This window comes from Nocardia altamirensis NBRC 108246 (assembly GCF_001612685.1).
Classification (GTDB): Bacteria; Actinomycetota; Actinomycetes; order Mycobacteriales; family Mycobacteriaceae; genus Nocardia; species Nocardia altamirensis.
Map to the genome: position 1 here is coordinate 41,968 of NZ_BDAY01000070.1, position 17,063 is coordinate 59,030.

The 17,063-nt window shown below is 67.9% G+C and carries 12 protein-coding genes; 8 read left to right on the forward strand and 4 right to left on the reverse strand.

The genetic code is table 11. The features are described 5' to 3' along the window. Window positions 1–7: 7 nt before the first annotated feature. A complete protein-coding gene (locus NA11_RS31765; protein ID WP_084655228.1) occupies window positions 8–2,575 on the reverse strand; it encodes a DNA polymerase III subunit gamma and tau in 2,568 nt (855 codons plus the stop codon). 502 nt (window positions 2,576–3,077) lie between these two features. Between NA11_RS31765 and NA11_RS31770 the strand changes: the two genes are divergently transcribed. From NA11_RS31770 to NA11_RS31795, 6 genes are all read left to right on the forward strand, one after another. Next, window positions 3,078–3,902 carry a hypothetical protein gene (locus tag NA11_RS31770; protein ID WP_069165733.1) on the forward strand — a complete coding sequence of 275 codons (825 nt, stop codon included), beginning with the start codon at window positions 3,078–3,080 and terminating at the stop codon, window positions 3,900–3,902. A gap of 147 nt (window positions 3,903–4,049) precedes the next feature. Then, complete coding sequence (locus NA11_RS31775) at window positions 4,050–5,351, forward strand: ammonium transporter (RefSeq protein ID WP_069165755.1); 1,302 nt, start codon at window positions 4,050–4,052, stop codon at window positions 5,349–5,351. An 87-nt stretch (window positions 5,352–5,438) separates the two neighbouring features. Then, window positions 5,439–7,721: an MMPL family transporter gene (locus NA11_RS31780; protein WP_069165734.1), complete on the forward strand. Its 2,283-nt coding sequence runs from the start codon at window positions 5,439–5,441 to the stop codon at window positions 7,719–7,721. Further along, entirely contained in the window at window positions 7,718–8,386 is a 669-nt protein-coding gene (locus NA11_RS31785; RefSeq protein ID WP_069165735.1) for a TetR/AcrR family transcriptional regulator, read from the forward strand. The genes NA11_RS31780 and NA11_RS31785 overlap by 4 nt, the downstream gene beginning before the upstream one ends. 131 nt (window positions 8,387–8,517) lie before the next feature. After that, a complete protein-coding gene (locus tag NA11_RS31790; RefSeq protein ID WP_069165756.1) occupies window positions 8,518–9,228 on the forward strand; it encodes a DUF8020 domain-containing protein in 711 nt (236 codons plus the stop codon). Window positions 9,229–9,632: 404 nt separating this feature from the next. Next, a complete protein-coding gene (locus NA11_RS31795) occupies window positions 9,633–10,919 on the forward strand; it encodes an ROK family transcriptional regulator (protein WP_069165736.1) in 1,287 nt (428 codons plus the stop codon). A 46-nt stretch (window positions 10,920–10,965) separates the two neighbouring features. On the opposite strand, the gene NA11_RS31800 is transcribed toward NA11_RS31795, so the two are convergent. After that, complete coding sequence (locus tag NA11_RS31800; RefSeq protein WP_069165737.1) at window positions 10,966–12,597, reverse strand: DUF2207 family protein; 1,632 nt, start codon at window positions 12,595–12,597, stop codon at window positions 10,966–10,968. A 76-nt stretch (window positions 12,598–12,673) separates the two neighbouring features. Here NA11_RS31800 and NA11_RS31805 point away from each other — a divergent pair, with 76 nt between their 5' ends. Continuing rightward, window positions 12,674–13,825 carry a neutral zinc metallopeptidase gene (locus tag NA11_RS31805; protein ID WP_245746304.1) on the forward strand — a complete coding sequence of 384 codons (1,152 nt, stop codon included), beginning with the start codon at window positions 12,674–12,676 and terminating at the stop codon, window positions 13,823–13,825. Window positions 13,826–13,916: 91 nt separating this feature from the next. On the opposite strand, the gene NA11_RS31810 is transcribed toward NA11_RS31805, so the two are convergent. Beyond that, a complete protein-coding gene (locus NA11_RS31810; RefSeq protein ID WP_069165739.1) occupies window positions 13,917–14,564 on the reverse strand; it encodes a response regulator transcription factor in 648 nt (215 codons plus the stop codon). Then, on the reverse strand, window positions 14,555–16,207 hold the full coding sequence (locus NA11_RS31815) for a sensor histidine kinase (protein WP_069165740.1): 1,653 nt from the start codon (window positions 16,205–16,207) through the stop codon (window positions 14,555–14,557). The genes NA11_RS31810 and NA11_RS31815 overlap by 10 nt, the downstream gene beginning before the upstream one ends. A gap of 111 nt (window positions 16,208–16,318) precedes the next feature. On the opposite strand from NA11_RS31815, the gene NA11_RS46785 reads away from it, so the two are divergent. Further along, window positions 16,319–16,963, forward strand: coding sequence for a serine hydrolase (locus NA11_RS46785; RefSeq protein ID WP_245746313.1), 645 nt, complete (start codon window positions 16,319–16,321; stop codon window positions 16,961–16,963). The last annotated feature ends 100 nt before the right edge of the window (window positions 16,964–17,063 follow it).

Genomic DNA, 17,063 nt, shown 5'->3' on the forward strand with positions numbered 1-17,063 from the left:
GTGGTTGTCAACCACCCAGTCGTGTGGCCCCCAGCTCACTCTTCAGCAATTCGAGGGCGACCTCGTCGGGGTCGCGACGATCCTCCGGCGCCACCGGAACCGCTGCGGCGCGGATCATCTCTTCCTCGTCCTCCGGCGTGGTCGGCGGCACCGCCCGGTCGGCGGCCCAACCACCGCTGTTGTCTGCCTCGTTGCCGACCGCCGGCTGCGCCGACTCGGGCGGCGCCGCATCAAAAGGGCCGGGATCGTCCGGTAGATCGGGAAAATCGGGCGGGGGAATGTCGTCATCGCCACCGAACGAGCGCGGTTCGGCACCGCCTGCCCGAGCCTTGCCCGCACCGGGAGCCTCGTCCGCGGCCGCCTTCTTGGCCTGACTCGGCCGGGAGAACCGCGGCGGCGCAGGCGCATCCGCGCTGCGCCCACCCGCGTTGCCGGATTCACGCCCCGGCTGCTGCTCCGCCCCCCGTTGGCGGTTTCCCTGGCCGCCCGCCCGCGGCGCCGCCGCAGGTCGTTGCGCCGCACCGCCGGCTTCCCAGCGCACATCGTGGTCTCGCCCGAGCACGGCCTTGACCGCGGAGCGCACCGCCTCCAGGTTGCGCGGATCCGAGAGCCGCTGCGCCAACGGCGCATGCTGATGCGCGAAGACGATGACATCGCCCTCGATCCGCGCCACCGAAGCACCGGCCAGCATCGCCTGCACCGCGGCCCCGAACTCCCGCACCTTGGCGCGAATGTCACCCCAGGCCGCCTCGACCTCACGCAACAGGTCCGTGCTCGCTCCGGCAGACGCGGCCGCAGGCTCAGGCTGCGCGGCAGCGGGAGCCGGTGTGGCAGCAGCGTGTTGCTGCGGTGCGGGTGCCGCCTCCCGAGCCGAGTCGGGCTGCGCGGCAGCAGGGCTGCCGGTAGGGGTTGCCGCCGGATCACGGTTTTCTCCGGCAGCCTCATCGACCGCGTCCGGCGCCGTGGCGGCGTCCGGCGGTGCGGCGACAGTCGGCTGCGGGGAAAAGGCGAAGGCCTGCGCGGGCTCAGCAACCGCACGGTCAACTGACTCGTCCGGGGAAACCGCCTGTGCGACTTCCTGTTCCGGAGCGCCGACACTCGACGCCCGCTCGCCGGAACTTGCCGGAACTTGCCCGGCCGCCGAAGCTCCCTGCGCCGATGCAGCAGCACTCGGGGAGCCCGCCGACTCGGACTCGCTCGGCTGATCGCTCGATCCGCCTGGCGCAGTAGATCGGCCCGCTCCATCGAGTTCCGCCCCGGCATCGCCGGTGCCCGCGGTCTCGCGGCGGATGGCCGCCAGCGCCTCCGCTCCTCGTCTGCGGTTGGGATCAGACGGTGGCGCGGCCGCCGGTCGCGGTGTCGACGCGGCGGACGATGCCGCAGGCGCCGCGCCCGACGGGGCCGCTGCCTGCACTGCGCCGCTCGCGAATCCGCGCTCCAGCCGTTCGAGGCGCTGGAGGGTTGCGGATTCCGCGTCGGAGACCGAGGGCAACAGCATCCGGGCGCAGACGACTTCGAGGAGCAGGCGCGGCGAGGTGGCGCCGCGCATTTCGCCGAGTGCCTCGTGCAGGAGTTCGGCATAACGGGTGAGCGTGGCGGGGCCGAGGCGTTCGGCTTGGTCGCGCATGCGGTCGAGCACGTCGCCGGGGCCGGAGACCAGGCCACGGTCGACGGCGTCGGGGACCGCGCGCATCAGGATCAGGTCGCGCAGCCGTTCGAGCAGATCGACGGCGAAACGGCGCGGGTCGTGACCCGCCTCCATCACTTGATCGACGGTGCCGAACAGGGCAGCGCCGTCGTCGGCGGCCAGCGCCTCGATCGCGTCGTCGATCAGCGCGACATCGGTGACGCCGAGCAGCGAGACGGCCCGTGGGTAGGTGACACCTTCGGGACCGGCACCGGCCAGCAACTGGTCGAGCACGCTGAGGCTGTCGCGCGGCGAACCACCGCCTGCGCGAATCACCAAGGGGTACACCGCCTCGTCGACCGGCACCTGCTCCTGCTCGCAGATCTTGCCGAGCAGCCCGCGCATGGTGGCGGGCGGTAGCAGCCGGAACGGATAGTGATGGGTGCGCGAGCGGATGGTCGGCAGCACCTTGTCCGGCTCGGTGGTGGCGAAGATGAAGATCAGGTGGGCAGGCGGCTCTTCGACGATCTTCAACAGCGCGTTGAAGCCCGCCGTGGTGACCATGTGCGCCTCGTCGACGATGAACACCCGGTATCGGGATTCCGCAGGGGCGTAGAAGGCACGATCGCGCAGTTCACGAGTGTCGTCGACGCCGCCGTGACTCGCGGCGTCGAGTTCGATCACGTCGAGATTGCCCGGACCGCCAGGACCGAGTGCGACGCAGGAGGAGCAGACCCCGCACGGCGTCGAAGTCGGACCGTCCGCGCAGTTCAGCGACCGCGCGAGGATGCGCGCCGAGGAGGTCTTGCCACAGCCTCTCGGTCCGGAGAACAGGTAGGCATGACTGATCCGTCCGGTGTCTAGTGCGGTGCTCAGCGGGTCGGTGACGTGCTCCTGACCCACTACCTCAGCGAACGTTGCCGGTCGGTACTTCCGGTACAGAGCCACGGCCAGAGGTTACCGGCGCACACCGACAAAGAACATTCCCGCTCCGCGCGGGGCCCGGCGCGCCGGAACAGCATCCGAGGCCGACTCGAATATGTGACGTAGATCACAAGATTCCCCATCCCTTGTTAACCCCCGCCGACCCGAGACAGTGGCGGCAACGCACGAGCAATCGCCAATGAAGCACCGGTCGAACCGGGAAAACTACCGCCCAATTCCCCTTTGTGGAGCGGAAAATCGGACTTTCGCCCCGATTTACCTCGGATAAACGGAAATAACGAAAGCGTCAACAGAGATGACATGTACGCAATCCGCTGGCTACCGTGGCAATCGGCAACTTCGGTAGCCAAACCTTCATCAGGTTGGTTGCCCCGGCCGGTCCCTCATCCCGACCGGGGCACAACCGAAGACACTGCCCATTCGCTTCAGAACCCGCCGCGCTCCGAGGTCCAGCGCAAAGTTCCAGCACAACCGAGTTGCACATCTATCGGAGGAACTGCTCATCGTGCCGTCGCCCGACGACATCGCCACCGCGTTGCTTTCCAGCACCGACTTCGCCGGCGACCGCTCCGCTGTCGATCTGTTGAGCCGTGCGATCAGCCCGCAGGACTTCGCGATCAAGCGCGACTCCCTCCCGGTGGCCGCCGCGGCCGATCCCGCGACCTCCGCCGCGATCCTCGAACTCCTCGAACGCGGCCAGGTCCCGACCATGGCTGCGATCCGCACCCTCACCGCGCAGAACGAGATGCGCCGCGAGGCCGAACGCATCGAGCGGCTCGGTCGCCGCGCCCAGCGCAGCATCGACGACTTCGGCCGCGCGCTGGCAGCCCTGGCCGACGCACACTGGACCGCGCACGGCATCGGCCCGACCCGTCGCGACGTGCTCTCCTCCGACGAGGTCATGTCGCTGATCCGGACCCGCATCGGCGACATCGCGCCGTCGGCGGTCAAGCACCTCTGGCTGATCGAGCGCGCCCAGCGGGCAGGCTGGATCGCCTCCAACGCCAACGCCGGATCCCTCTGCGCCGGAAGGCGTTTCCACTCCGACCAATACGGCAACCGGGTCTCGTTGCGTCCGGTGAACACCATCGGCACCGCCGTGGCCACCTTCCTCGCCGACTACCAGACCGAGCACGGCCGCGCGCCGCGCTGGTCCACCGTCGCGCAGGACCTCCGCGACGATCGCGGCCGCCGGGTCTTCCACAACACCGCCGATGCCCGCGCGCAGGAACTGTGGCTGTGCACCGCCGAATGGGTCGCGATCCAGGACGAACTCCCGGTGCCAGGCAAGCGTGGTCTGCGCGCCATCGCACGCAAGGCTCGCGGCTGACGACGTAGCCGTACGACGGCCGTCCGCCCTGGTCATCCCATGACTCGACGCCGGACCGAGGCGCGCCCGACGCACCGACCAGCGCCGATCGGACGGCGTACAGTCGGCTATTTTCCTTCCAACGCACTCAGCGTGGAAGGAGACACCGTGTCCACAACCCTCGATCCCGCGGCCACCGCCTGGCTGCTCATCAGCACCGCCCTCGTGCTGCTGATGACGCCTGCGCTTGCGCTGTTCTACGGCGGGATGGTGCGCTCGACCGGCGTGCTCAACATGCTGATGATGAACTTCATCGCGATCCCGCTGGTCACCGTCGCCTGGCTGCTGTTCGGCTACAGCCTCGCGTTCAGCGACGACGCGGGCGGCGGCCTCATCGGCGACCTCGACCACATCGCAATGGCGGACATCGATCCGAGCACCCTGCACGGCGCGGTGCCGGAGTTGCTGTTCGCCACCTTCCAGCTGACCTTCGCGATCCTGACCGCGGCCCTGGTCAGCGGCGCCATCGCGGACCGCGCGAAGTTCGCGGCGTGGATGATCTTCGTTCCGGTGTGGGCGCTGGCGGTGTACGCACCGATCGCGCACTGGGTGTGGGGACCGGACGGCTGGCTCGCCTCCTTCGGCGCGCTGGACTATGCGGGCGGCCTCGTCGTCGAGATCGCTTCTGGCGCTTCGGCGCTCGCGCTCGCGCTGGTGCTCGGCCCACGCATCGGCTTCAAGACCGACGCGATGCGGCCGCACAACCTGCCTTTCGTGCTGCTCGGTGCAGGCCTGCTGTGGTTCGGCTGGTTCGGCTTCAACGCCGGTTCCGCGCTGTCCGCGAATGGTGTTGCGGCAGCGGTCTTCCTGAACACGCTGGTGGCAGGCTGCCTCGGCATGCTCGGCTGGCTCGCGGTCGAGCAGATCCGCGACGGCAGGCCGACCACCTTCGGTGCGGCGTCCGGCGTGGTGGCCGGTCTGGTCGCGATCACGCCGTCCTGCGGGTCGGTGAACACGCTCGGCGCGTTGGTCGTCGGGCTCGCCGCAGGTGTGGTCTGTTCGTTCGCGGTCGGCTGGAAATTCAAGGCTGGCTATGACGATTCGCTCGACGTGGTCGGCGTGCACTTCGTCGGTGGCGTCGTGGGCACGGTGTTGATCGGCCTGCTCGCCACCCAGGTGATGACCGGCGGCGTCGACGGGCTGTTCTACGGCGGCGGGTTCGCGCAGCTCGGCAAACAGCTGGTCGGTGTGCTCGTCGTCGCGGCGTACGCGTTCGCGGTGACGTTCGCGCTCGGCAAGCTCATCGATCGCCTGATCGGCTTCCGGGTGAGCAAGGAGGACGAGTCGGCGGGCATCGACTTCGCGCTGCATGCCGAGACCGCGTACGCGGAGGGGGTGCACGGGCACTCGCCGCGCAGGCTCGGCGATGGCCCCTTCGGTCACAACTCCGGCAGTGACCGGGATCACTGAGCGAGCTGGGACACCCCCTACCCGCGCAGACCTAACAGCGTTACGCTAACGCCGTTAACATACTGCGCCGAGCAAGGGAGCCCGAGCATGCTGATTCGGATCGCGCAGATCTCCACCCGGTTTCCCCGGGCCATCTTGCTCGCCGCGGCCGCGCTGGCCATTCTCTGCGGAGTGTTCGGCGCGACCGCGGCATCGCATCTGAAGTCTGCGGGATTCACCTCGCCCGACGCGGAATCCTCCAAGGTCGCGCAGCTGCTCGCCGACAACTTCGACGGCGCTGCACCGAATTACGTGCTCCTGGTCAGCTCGGACAGCGGTGCCGACGCGCCGGCCACCAAGGCGGTCGGCCTGCGCCTGGCAGACACACTGCGCGCTCGTCCCGACGTGAAGGGCGTGCAGTCCTACTGGACCGCCCCGCCCGCGATCGCGTCCGCGCTGCGCAGCACCAGCGGCAAGGAAGCGCTGGTCATGGCCTACCTGACCGGTGACGACACCGCCGCGCAGCGCGCGGCAGGCGAACTCACCGAACAGCTCACCGGAACCACCGACGGCGTCACCGTCCGGCAAAGCGGCGTCGCCTCGGTCTTCCACGACGTGAACAAGCAGATCACCCATGACCTCGCGGTTGCGGAAGGTGTCGCGATCCCGGTTTCGCTGATCGTGCTTGTCCTGGTGTTCGGCAGCCTGATCGCCGCGGCGCTGCCGCTGGCCGTCGGCATCTTCGCGATCCTCACCACCCTCGCCATCCTTCGGCTGTTCACCCTGGTCACCGACGTCTCCATCTATGCGCTGAACATGACGACGGCCATGGGTCTCGCGCTGGCCGTCGACTACAGCCTGTTCATCGTCAGCCGCTACCGCGAGGAGCTCACCAACGGGCTTGCGCCGATTCCGGCCACCATTCGCGCGGTGCAGACCGCGGGCCGGACAGTGCTGTATTCCGCACTCACCGTTGCCCTTTCGCTGTCGGTGCTGGTCATCTTCGACATCTACTTCCTGCGCTCGTTCGCCTACGCAGGCGTCGCGGTGGTCGCGGCGGCGGCTGCGGCGGCGATCGTGATCCTGCCCGCCGCGCTCGTGCTGCTCGGCGATCGGGTGAACGCGCTCGATATCCGAATCCCGCTGCGGCGCTTGTTCGGCAGGCCCGCACCCGATCCGATGGCGCGACAGGTGCCGGAGGAGAGCTGGTGGTACCGGACCGTCGGCTGGGTGACCCGGCACTCCATTCCGGTCGCCGTGCTGCTCGTCGCCTTGTTCTTGGCGCTCGGATCACCGTTCCTCTCGGTGAAATTCGGCTATCCGGACGATCGGGTGCTGCCGACGAGCGCGGCGAGCCGGCAGGTCGGTGACGTGTTGCGCGCCGAGTTCCCTGCGGCCAACTCGGGCAACAACACCACCATCGTGCTCGACGGATATCACGGCGACCCAGGGCAGGTCGGCACGTACGCGACGGTATTGTCGCGGGTCGACGGGGTGTCGGCCGTGCTGTCCAGCGCCGGTGTCTACCTCAAGGGTTCGCGGGTGGCCGCGGGACCGCCGGGATTGACCAACGGCACCGGCGAATACCTCACGGTCGCCACCCGCACCGACCCGTTCTCCCCTGCGGGCGAGGCGCAGTTGCTCGAGCTGAAGGCGGTGCCGCCGCCTGCGCCCGCGCTGTTCGGTGGTGCCGCGGCGATCAATGCCGACGCCCTCGATTCGCTCGAATCCAAGCTGCCGCTGGCCATCGCGCTGATCGCGCTCGCCACCTTCGTCGTGCTGTTCCTGTTCACCGGGAGTCTGCTGCTACCGCTGAAAGCCATTGTGCTCAACACGCTTTCGCTCGCGGCCGCGTTCGGTGCGATGGTATGGATCTTCCAGGACGGCCATCTGTCCAACCTGCTCGGGTTCACCCCCGTCGGCTATATGACGCCGACGATGCCGATCCTCATGTTCTGTCTCGCGTTCGGCATGTCGATGGACTATGAGGTCTTCCTGCTCTCCCGCATCCGCGAAGAGTGGCTGGCCTCCGGCCGTGTCGTCGACGGTGTCGTCGTGCGCACCGCAGAGGACAACGTGCACGCGCTCGCCGTCGGCGTCGCCAGGACCGGCAAGATCTACACGGCCGCAGCACTTCTCATGGCCATCGTGATGGGCGCGATGGTCACCTCGAAGGTGTCGTTCATCCAGCTGATGGGCCTCGGCCTCACCTTGACCGTGCTCGCCGACGCCACCCTCATCCGCACCATGCTCGCGCCGGCCCTGATGAAACTGATGGGCACCGCCAACTGGTGGGCGCCGAAACCGTTGGCCCAGTTGCACGCTCGGATCGGGTTGCGTGAGCACTCCGATTCGGATCCGCAGGATCGCGTGCTGGCCGACCACCGATGATCGGTGGACGTTCCAGGTCGGCGCGCGGTTCCGGCGCCGGTCTGCGTGATGAAATTCTCACCGCGACAAGGGAATTGCTGTCACGGACCGGAAACGCCGAGGCGGTGTCGATCCGGGAGATCGGCAAGCGGGTCGGTGTGAGCGCCCCCTCGATCTATCGGCACTTCGCCGACAAGGACGAGCTGATCGCCGCCGCCGTCGCGCAGGTCTTCGAGGAATTGGATGCCGCCATCGAGGCGGTGACCGCGCAGACGGATCCACCGATCACCCGGCTGCAGGAGCAAGGGCTGGCGTATGTTCGGTTCGCGCTGGCGCATCCGGAGCAATATCGGCTGGCGACCGTGCCGACCGAAGCGCTTGGCGCGGTGGACATGGTGCTGACCAGCGGTGCGTTCCAACGGTTTTCCGACACGGTGCGGGATTGCATGGCCGCCGGCGTGATCACCCCTGGTGACCCGACGCCGGTCGTTCTCGCGCTGTGGGCCGCAGCGCACGGCATCACCTCGCTGCTGATCGCGAAACCGTTCATCCCATGGGGTGATCCGGAAGAGGCGGCGAATCGTGTGCTGTGCGCGGCGCTGGCGGGCTACGTCGTGATCGACACGATCGGCCACGATCCGACGCCGGAAGAATTTACGGCCTGGCTGACGGACCTACGCCGATAGCGCTGCGCAACGCGTGCGTTGCCCGCAGATAGCACCGTTTGGAATCTGCCTGCGTTTTTCCCTCGTTCTGCGGTCCCTACTCCCCGATGCTTTGCGGCGAAGAGTGTTACCTAGATGAGGGATTGCTGTACATGAGGATCAGGAAGCTAGCCGTGGTCGCGGCGCTTGTGACGATGGCGACAGGAGTCGCCGCAGGCACGTCAGTCGCCACCCCGACCGAGGACGCGGTGAACTTCACCGCGCAGACCGTCGACGGGTCGTCGATCATCAGCACCGACGCCGGATCGCTCGTCGTCGAAGACGGCATCTTCAAGATCAAGGCCGCCAACGGCGCCACCGTCGCAGGCACCGAGCTCAAGCTCCGCCTCGACGAATTCGAGTTCCCGATCGCCGCCGACATCTCGGGTCGCACGGCCACGCTGACTCCGCAGTTCGACATCACCAAGGCGACCTACAAGCCCGTCGCCCTGCCCTACGAGGACAAGGCGCCGTGGAAGACCGACTACGACCGTGAACAGGCCGCTTGGAGCAGGCTGACCAGCACGATCAGCATGGGCGCCACCATCGGCACCCTCGTCGGTGGTCTCGGCGGCGCGGCCGTCGGCTGCGTCCTCGGCGGCATCATGGCCCCCATCGCCGCGATGGCGACCATCGTCGGCCTGTTCGGCGCGTTCCTTCCAGCCGCGGCCGTCGGCTGCTTGTTCGGCATCGTCTCCGTCGGTGCCCTCGGTGTGGTCGCGGGCCAGATCCTGGTCACCGCACCGGTCGCGATCGGCGCGGCGATCCAGTACTTCACCACCATCAACCAGCCGTCGATCAACCCACCGCCTGCCGCGAAGTAAGTTCACCGCAGTTGCCGCGAAGGCCCCGCCCAGTTCTCGATCGGGCGGGGCCTTCTGCCGTTGCCGCCACCGACCTCCACGGCCGAGGCACCGGGTCCACAGCGAAGACACCGTCGCAACCTCGAGCTCTGAGCTGGGGAAACACTGTGTGGGAGAACACAGCGGCGGTTTGAGGGTTGGTGAGTCGCGGTGGGCGGTGTTAACTTCGTTTACATGTCTGCCAGCCGATCGAACGCACTGCGGGTCACCTACGTGACCGCTGCGCTCGGCCTTCGGCTGCCGCTGACTCGCGAACTGTGTTGTCGCCCTTGCTGCAGCTGAGCTGCCCTTTCGGCTCGTTTGCTGCCTAGTCGCCCCTGTAGGCACGTCCCGCCTCGGCGCGGGACCTCGGCAAGGAACCTCATATGTCCCTCCCTACCCTAGAACGATCCGTCGCCAGGGTTTCCTCTGGTCGTGTTCGCGTCCAGCGTCCCGTGGTTGCCCCGGAACTCCGCATCGCCGACAACCCGGCCGCCGCGGTACTCCGCGCCGCGACCGGCGGACCGGTTTCCCGCGACAATGCCGCGCGCACAACGGGTTTGAGCATCGCGACGGTCAACCGGCAGGTGTCAGCACTGCTCGCCGCAGGTCTGTTGCGCGAACGGCCGGACCTGACGGCCTCGGGTGCGGTCGGACGACCGCGAGTGCCCTTCGAGATCGACCACGAGGCGTACCTGACCCTCGGCATCCACATCGGGGCCGCGGTCACCAAGATCGTCGCGGCCGACCTGCGCGGGCGCATCCTCGGCGGCCTCGCCATCGCAACGCCGCAGACCGGTCAGGATTTCGCCACCACAACGGTGGCCCGAAGCGCCAAGGCGTTCCTGCAGCGCTGGCATCGCCGCAAGCCGCTGTGGGCAGGCGTCGCCATCGGCGGCCGGGTCGATCCGCTCACCGGCGTCGTCGACCACCCCAAGCTGGAGTGGCAGGGCGCGCAGATCGGCGCCGTGCTCGGCGAGGTGCTCGAGCTGCCGGTGTCGGTGGCGCCGCACGTCGAGGCGATGGCGGCCTCGGAGTTGTTGCTGCCGACCCTCGATGCCCGCGACACCGGGACCCGGGTCGGCAATCCGGAACGCGGCAGCAGCCTGTACTTCTACGTGCGCGAAACCGCCGGTGTGGCCGTGACCTTGGACGGCCGCGTGCACACGCCGAGCAACGGGCCTGGCTCGATCGCGCACTTGCCGACCGGCTCGGATGTCGAATGCACCTGCGGCAGGCGCGGTTGCCTCGAGGTGACCGTCGGGGATCGCTCGCTGCACTCGCGGGCCGTCGGACGCGGAATCATCCCCGCGCACAACGGAACCGCTGGCTCGACCATCGTCGATGTCTATCGCGCGGCCGAGGCGGGTTCGGAACCGGCCCGTGCACTGCTCGCCGAACGCGCCACCATCCTCGGCAACACGGTGGCGATGGTCCGCGACATGCTCAACCCGGATCGGGTGATCCTCGGCGGGCAGGCGTTCACCGGGTACCGTCCCGCGGTCTCGCACGTGGCTCGTGCCTTCAACCAGGGCTCCACCCTGCCGCCCACCGACATCCGGATCAGCGGATTCGGCGGCAAGGTGCAGGAATTCGCCGCCGTGGTCACCTCGCTGAGCGTGCTGTACGCCGACCCGCTCGCCGCGATCCGCCGCACCACCCTCGGCGACTGATCACGCATCGAAACCTCCTCCCCAGGAGGGGGTTTCGGCGGCCAGATCAGCGGTGCGGGTCACCTGCCTTGGCGAAGATTCCTTCCATGGCCGTGATGAAGAACGGGAAGTGGCTGGCGAACCGGTGCATATTGGGGTCGCGGTCGAAGCCGCCGAACCAGTAGAGACCGGGCTGGGAGTCGGCGGACGGATTCAGGTCGCGGAAGGCGCGGATCCAGTTGTCGGCGCGCCCACCGATCACCATGAACGGCAGCGCACGGGAGAACACCGTCTCCTGGTCGATCGGCGGAATCTGTTCCCGCCGAATTGTTTCCAGACCACGCTGGAGCGCACGAAGCTGCGCGGTCAACTCGAGGCCGTGCACGGTCCGCACCGGTAGGTACTTCGGCACCAACACGGTGGCCACACCGGCCAGCGCGATCGCGACACCGACGAGCGCGTGACCCGAGGTGGCGGCGAGCGCGATGGTCGCCGCGACACCGCCGAGGATCAACGCGCCACCCAACCAGATTGCCAAGCCCGGCCGCCGCTGGTTGCCAAAAGTGCCGCGCGACACCGCATCAGCGAGCAGCGCGGAGCGCACCGGCCCGGACTGCACGCGCCCTGGCGCCCGGAGTTCGGTGATGGTGACGGCGTCGGTGCCATCGGGCAGCAGCGCGAGATACACGGCCCGCTCGTACTCGCGCAGCTGATCGTCGGGCGCGTTGACCCGGGTGATCCGCCAGTCGGTGTCGCTGAGCGGGGTCACCCAGATGTAGCGGCGCACAGCGAGATCCACCACGGTCGCGGCGATGTCGACCGGATCGACATGCTCGTCGAGCAGCAGCCCTGCCTCGCCGGGCAGCACCCCGTCCGGCGAGGTGAACTGCACCCGATCACCGTCGCGCAGCAGCGGGTCGAGCGTCTCCGATCCTGTTGCGGCAGCGTCGTTCCTGCGCCGGGCCCGGAGCACGAAGGCGACCAGCCCGACCAGCCCGACCAGCAGCACGCCGAACGCGACGAGCACCGGCGTGGTGATCGCGAACAGACCGGAGTTGCTGGTGTCGCGGATATCCGCGTTGCTCGGCACACTGCCAGGCGGCAGCTGCAGTGTCAGGTCGATGGCGTCGCCCTTGCGCAGATCGGTCTGCTCCAGATGCAGCACGCCGTCGACTTCGGTCTTGACGTCGGCACACGGCCTGGTGTTGCCCGGCGGCCCGAGTTTGCAGTCCACGATGCCCATTTCGAAGCTCGGGCTGATCAACGTTGCACTGATCGAGGCGATATCGGAGCCCATCACCCCGAGCCAGTGGAACACCTGGCTGCCGGGGGCATCGTTGACGAGGTTGTGCAGCGAATAGGTGAACGTGGACGTGCCCGGTTTCGCCTCGATGGTGAACTGATCGTTCGCCACCGTCGCGGTGCCGTCGCCCTTGGTGTCGACATCGGTGACCTTGAAGTAGCGCTCGACGTCGTCGCCGACCTTCAGCCGCAACGGCAGTGCCATCCGGAAGGTGCCGTCCGCGGGCACTTCGACCTGTTCGACGACCTCGAGCACGCCTTGGCGACTGAGTTTCAGATCAGCGGTGATGTGCACGCCGTTCGGCGCGGGCTGCGGGTGCGCAGCCGGAGCGGTCGCGAGGATTCCCGCTGTGGCGAGAAGCAGCGCGCCAACGGCGGCCCCCCGAAAAGTCAGCATGGCAGCCTACTTTAGACAGCTTGCTATTCTGCGTCATCGGCTGTCGGCGATCATCGAGACGAGGGGGTACGGGGGCGTGACACAACCACCGTACGGATACGGACCTGTTCCCCCTGGTGGGCGCCCGGTTCCGCCACAGCCCGGGTACGGTCCGCCGCCGGGCTATGGGCCACCGCCCGGATATCGTCCACCGCCCGGCCATGGCGCACCGCCCGGTTACGGCGCACAGCCGGGATATGGTCCGCCGCCCGGATATTCGCCGCCGGGATACGGCCCGCCGCCCGGATATCGCGCGCCGGTGCCGCCGCCGATGCCGTACGGCCCGCCAGGCAGGCCGCCGTACCCGCCGCGCCGCCGTTCCGGTCGGAGTGGTGGGTGGATCGCGCTGCTGGTGGTCGTGGTGTTCCTGATCGCGGGTGGCCTGGTGCGCAACGCGATTAACACCGGAAGCAACGCCAACGACGCGTCCGGGCCGACACCGAGTCTCACCTTCGCCCCCGACGGCAAGACGGGTCCGGCCGAGACCGGCGCCAACCCGCTGCTTGCCGATCCGAACGCGACCCTCGTCCCCGATCGCTGCGCGTACTCCCCGTGGGGCACCCAGGTGGATGCCGCACGCAAATTCTTCGAAAGCGCCGCGAGCTGCCTCGAGGCGGCCTGGAAACCAGTGCTGCAGAAGGCGAATCTGCCGTTCCAGCCGCCCGCGCTGAACGTCAGCGCGACCACCGCAGGCATCACCACCCCGTGCACCGGCTCGACCAGTAACTTCGCCGCCTTCTACTGCCCGGCGAACAAGACCATCTACATGCCGATCAGCCAGCTGCAGACCGACTTCTTCAAGAACAACTGGGTCGTCTACCTTTCGGTGTTCGCGCACGAGTACGGACACCACGTGCAGGCCATGTCCGGCATCCTGCGCAAGGCCAACAGCGACCGCGCCGACGCGGGCCCGCGCAGCACCCGCGGCCTCGAGCTCTCGCGCCGAGTCGAGTTGCAGGCCAACTGTTTCGACGGCATGTACCTGTCTTCGTCGTCGAATGGTGGCTCGCTCAGCGACGCCCAGCTCACCACCGCACGCAAGGACGCCTACGGCCGCGGCGACCAGACCGGAGACATGCGCGACCACGGCACGGCCGAAAACGGCGGCCAATGGTTCGAAGCCGGCCTCGACCACAACCGCGCCGCCCGCTGCAACACCTTCACCGCCCCCGCCTCCGCCGTCAGCTGAACCTGTTCCGCCGCAACACTTGCCGGTCTCAGGCACTGGACGAGCCTGCGCCACGCCTGGACGAGTAGGTCTGCAGCCTGGTCGGCTGTGGTCAGGAGTTGAGGTAGTGCAGTACGGCCAGCACTCGTCGGTGATCCTGCGGCCCGGCCTCCAGTTGGAGTTTGAGGAAGATGTTGGTGCAGTGCTTCTCGACCGTCCGTTCGGCGATGATCAGTCGCTGCGCGATCGCTTGATTGGTGCGTCCCTCCGCCATCAACGCGAGCACACTGTGTTCGCGCTCGGAGAGTTCGGTGAGGGGATCACCGGCCTTGTTGTGTCGTCCGACCAGCTGATCGACCACGGTCGGGTCGATCGCCGAGCCGCCGGAGCCGACGCGGCGGATCGCCGAAGCGAATTCGGCCAGATCCGATACGCGGTCCTTGAGTAGATAACCGACCCCTTCCGCGCCGCCTTCGAGCAACTCAACGGCGTAGCTGACGCGCACGTACTGCGACAGCACCAGTACCCCGACCGCTGGATGCTGTCGCCGCAATGTCCGAGCGGCGCGGAGTCCTTCGTCGGTGTGAGTGGGCGGCATGCGGATGTCGACGATGGCCACCGCTGGTCGGTGCTCCGCCACTGCGGCAAGTAGCGCCTCGGCATCGGCGACAGCGGCGACGACGTCGAGCCCGGCCTCGGCCAGCAGCCGGGTCAGTCCCTCGCGCAGCAGTGTGGAGTCTTCGGCGATCACTACTCGCATGGCAACTCCACTCGCAGCTGGGTACCCCGGTTGGGTGGGCTGATCACGGTGAGCGTTCCTCCATTGGCTTCCACCCGGTCGGCGAGTCCACGCAGACCCGAACCCAGGCTCGGATCGGCGCCGCCGCGACCGTCATCGGAAATCGTCAGTACCAGTCGGCCGGGATCGGCGCGGATCGTGATGTAGGCGTGCTGCGCGTCGGCATGCTTGGTGATGTTCGTCAACGCCTCGGCCACAATGTAATACGCGGCCGTCTCGACTTCCGGTGGCACCATCTCGGTCAGTTCGGTGGTGAGCTGGACGGGGATCGGGACCAGCGTGACCAGCTCCCGCACCGCTCCGGACAGACCGCGTTCGGTCAGCACCGGCGGATGGATACCGTGACATACCGCGCGCAGCTCCTCCAGCACGGTCAGCACCGATGCCTTGGCCTCACCCATGAGCGCGCCGCGGCGATCGGGATCGGTCAGCTCGGCCAGGCCGAGGAGCATCGCGACCGACAGCAACCGCTGCTGCACCCCGTCGTGCAGATTCCGTTCCAACCGGCGGCGTTCGGCCTCGGTCGCCTGCAGCACACGGGTTCTCGATGCGGCCAGCTGTCGGAGCCGCGCCCGGAGTTCCGCGGCAAGTCGCTGGTTCTCCAATGCCAGCGCCGCCGCCGCGCAGGCCGCCTCCACCAGCTTCGGTTCCGCCCGCAACGCCGGGTCGTGGATCAGCACCGCGACGTGTCTGCCGCCGCGATCCACCCTGGTCACCCTCGGCTCCGAGTCGGGCACCGTCATCGCAGTGCCATCGGCGTCGACATAGCGATCCTGTTCCGGCAGCCAGTAGCCGATCACCAGGGTGGGATCGTGCAACGCGTCCGCCAGCGCGGAGCACAGGTCCTGCTCTGTCCGCGGCGCGTTGAGCCGCACCACCAGGTCCGCCACCCCGGCCCGGTCGAACCGCCGAAGCACCAGACTGATCAGATAGGCCACCGGGATCGCGGTCAACGCCAGCCAAATCGCGGCGCTCGACACTGATTGAGCCACACCCAGTTTCAGGATCGGCTTGCGCACGGCGAGCACGATCATGGCTACGGCTGCACATCCGAGCAACGGGGTGAGCAGGCGACGCTCGACACTGGTGCTGTACCGCCACTGCCGCAACTGCAACCCGAGCGCCAGGAAAGACAGCAGCGCGGTAGCAGGATTCATGACGTCCACGGCGACTCGGGTCAACCACGAGCCTGACCACGGCATATCGCGGATAGTCATGAGACACAACGCTGTTGCGATGCCGTACCCGATCGCCACCAGGATTCGCGGCGCATTCCCCCGGAGTCGCCCGGTCGGGAAGGCCAGCACCAGATGCACGAGGAAGACCGGCCAGTAGCCGCCTGCCGTGTGCGCCAGCCAGCTCCATGGCGGAGTCAGCGCCATTTCGAACTGCGCGGCGAGCCAGGACGCACCGAGTGCGATCAGCAGCGGGCCCATCCGGTTGCCCCGCTGACCATGCCAAGCGATCAATCCCGCGCCGAGAAACGCCGCACCGACCAGATCCTCGAGGATCGCCGACATGGTCAGCGGCCGCCCGACCACGACAACAACGACCCAGGCCGCACTGGCCGGCCACACCATGAAGCGCGCCCAGGGTGTGACCATCCGGGCGCCTCCAGCTCATCGATTCCCGACGACGCTAGCGACTCACCGCCGAGAACAGGCCGAAGAGCGACGAACACCACTGGACCCACTGTGCAGGCATCTTCGTCGTCCATGCCGTCAACTCTTACGTCCAGGCACCCGACCGGGGAAGCGAGCAAGCCGCCCTTGTTCGATGCGGCTAACCGCACCTATCGGCGCGGTACTGCAGCAGGTAGCCGCAGGGAAGATCGAACTCGACGCACCGATCAGCCGGTATCTGCCCGACCTGATGCCCGCCGAGCGCGGAGACCAGATCACCGTGAAGATAAGGAATACGAGGACCTCGGAATCCCCGAGAAGCCAATGGATCTCAGCAACGAGTACCAACGAGCCTGGCTCGGCCTCGACGGCGGGATCATCTCAACCATGGATGATCTCAACCAGTTCTTCCGCGCCCTGATGGGCGGCGAACTGCTGCCGCCCGCACAGTTGGCCCAGATGAAAGACACCGTAGCGACCGACGCGCGCTTCGATCCCGGAACCCGCTACGGACTCGGGCTCACCCTGAAACCGATCGGGTCCTGCGGCTCGTTCTGGGGCCACAACGGCGGTACCGGCGGCGCCAGCACCGACGCATTCATCAGCGACGACGGCCGACGCCAGTTCGCCATCGCACGCAACAAGACCAGCCACGGCCCGGCCAACAAACTTGAGAAGGATCGCCGAGCCGCCTCCGCCACCTTCATGAAGGTCGCCGCCTGCGGCACACCCGTTTAGCGGGGCTGGATCGTGGACTCCAGCCCTTCGGGCGAAGGGCACTCCCAGAAATGCCAAATGGGGCCGCCTTTCGGCGACCCCATCGGGTGACTTCGAGGTA

Coding starts and splice junctions, on each gene's coding strand:
- NA11_RS31795 (WP_069165736.1), top strand. CDS start 9,633: ATGTCCCTCCCTACCCTAGAACGATCCGTCGCCAGGGTTTCCTCTGGT.
- NA11_RS31800 (WP_069165737.1), bottom strand. CDS start 12,597: ATGCTGACTTTTCGGGGGGCCGCCGTTGGCGCGCTGCTTCTCGCCACA.
- NA11_RS31785 (WP_069165735.1), top strand. CDS start 7,718: ATGATCGGTGGACGTTCCAGGTCGGCGCGCGGTTCCGGCGCCGGTCTG.
- NA11_RS31790 (WP_069165756.1), top strand. CDS start 8,518: ATGAGGATCAGGAAGCTAGCCGTGGTCGCGGCGCTTGTGACGATGGCG.
- NA11_RS31815 (WP_069165740.1), bottom strand. CDS start 16,207: ATGGTCACACCCTGGGCGCGCTTCATGGTGTGGCCGGCCAGTGCGGCC.
- NA11_RS31810 (WP_069165739.1), bottom strand. CDS start 14,564: ATGCGAGTAGTGATCGCCGAAGACTCCACACTGCTGCGCGAGGGACTG.
- NA11_RS31780 (WP_069165734.1), top strand. CDS start 5,439: ATGCTGATTCGGATCGCGCAGATCTCCACCCGGTTTCCCCGGGCCATC.
- NA11_RS46785 (WP_245746313.1), top strand. CDS start 16,319: ATGCCGTCAACTCTTACGTCCAGGCACCCGACCGGGGAAGCGAGCAAG.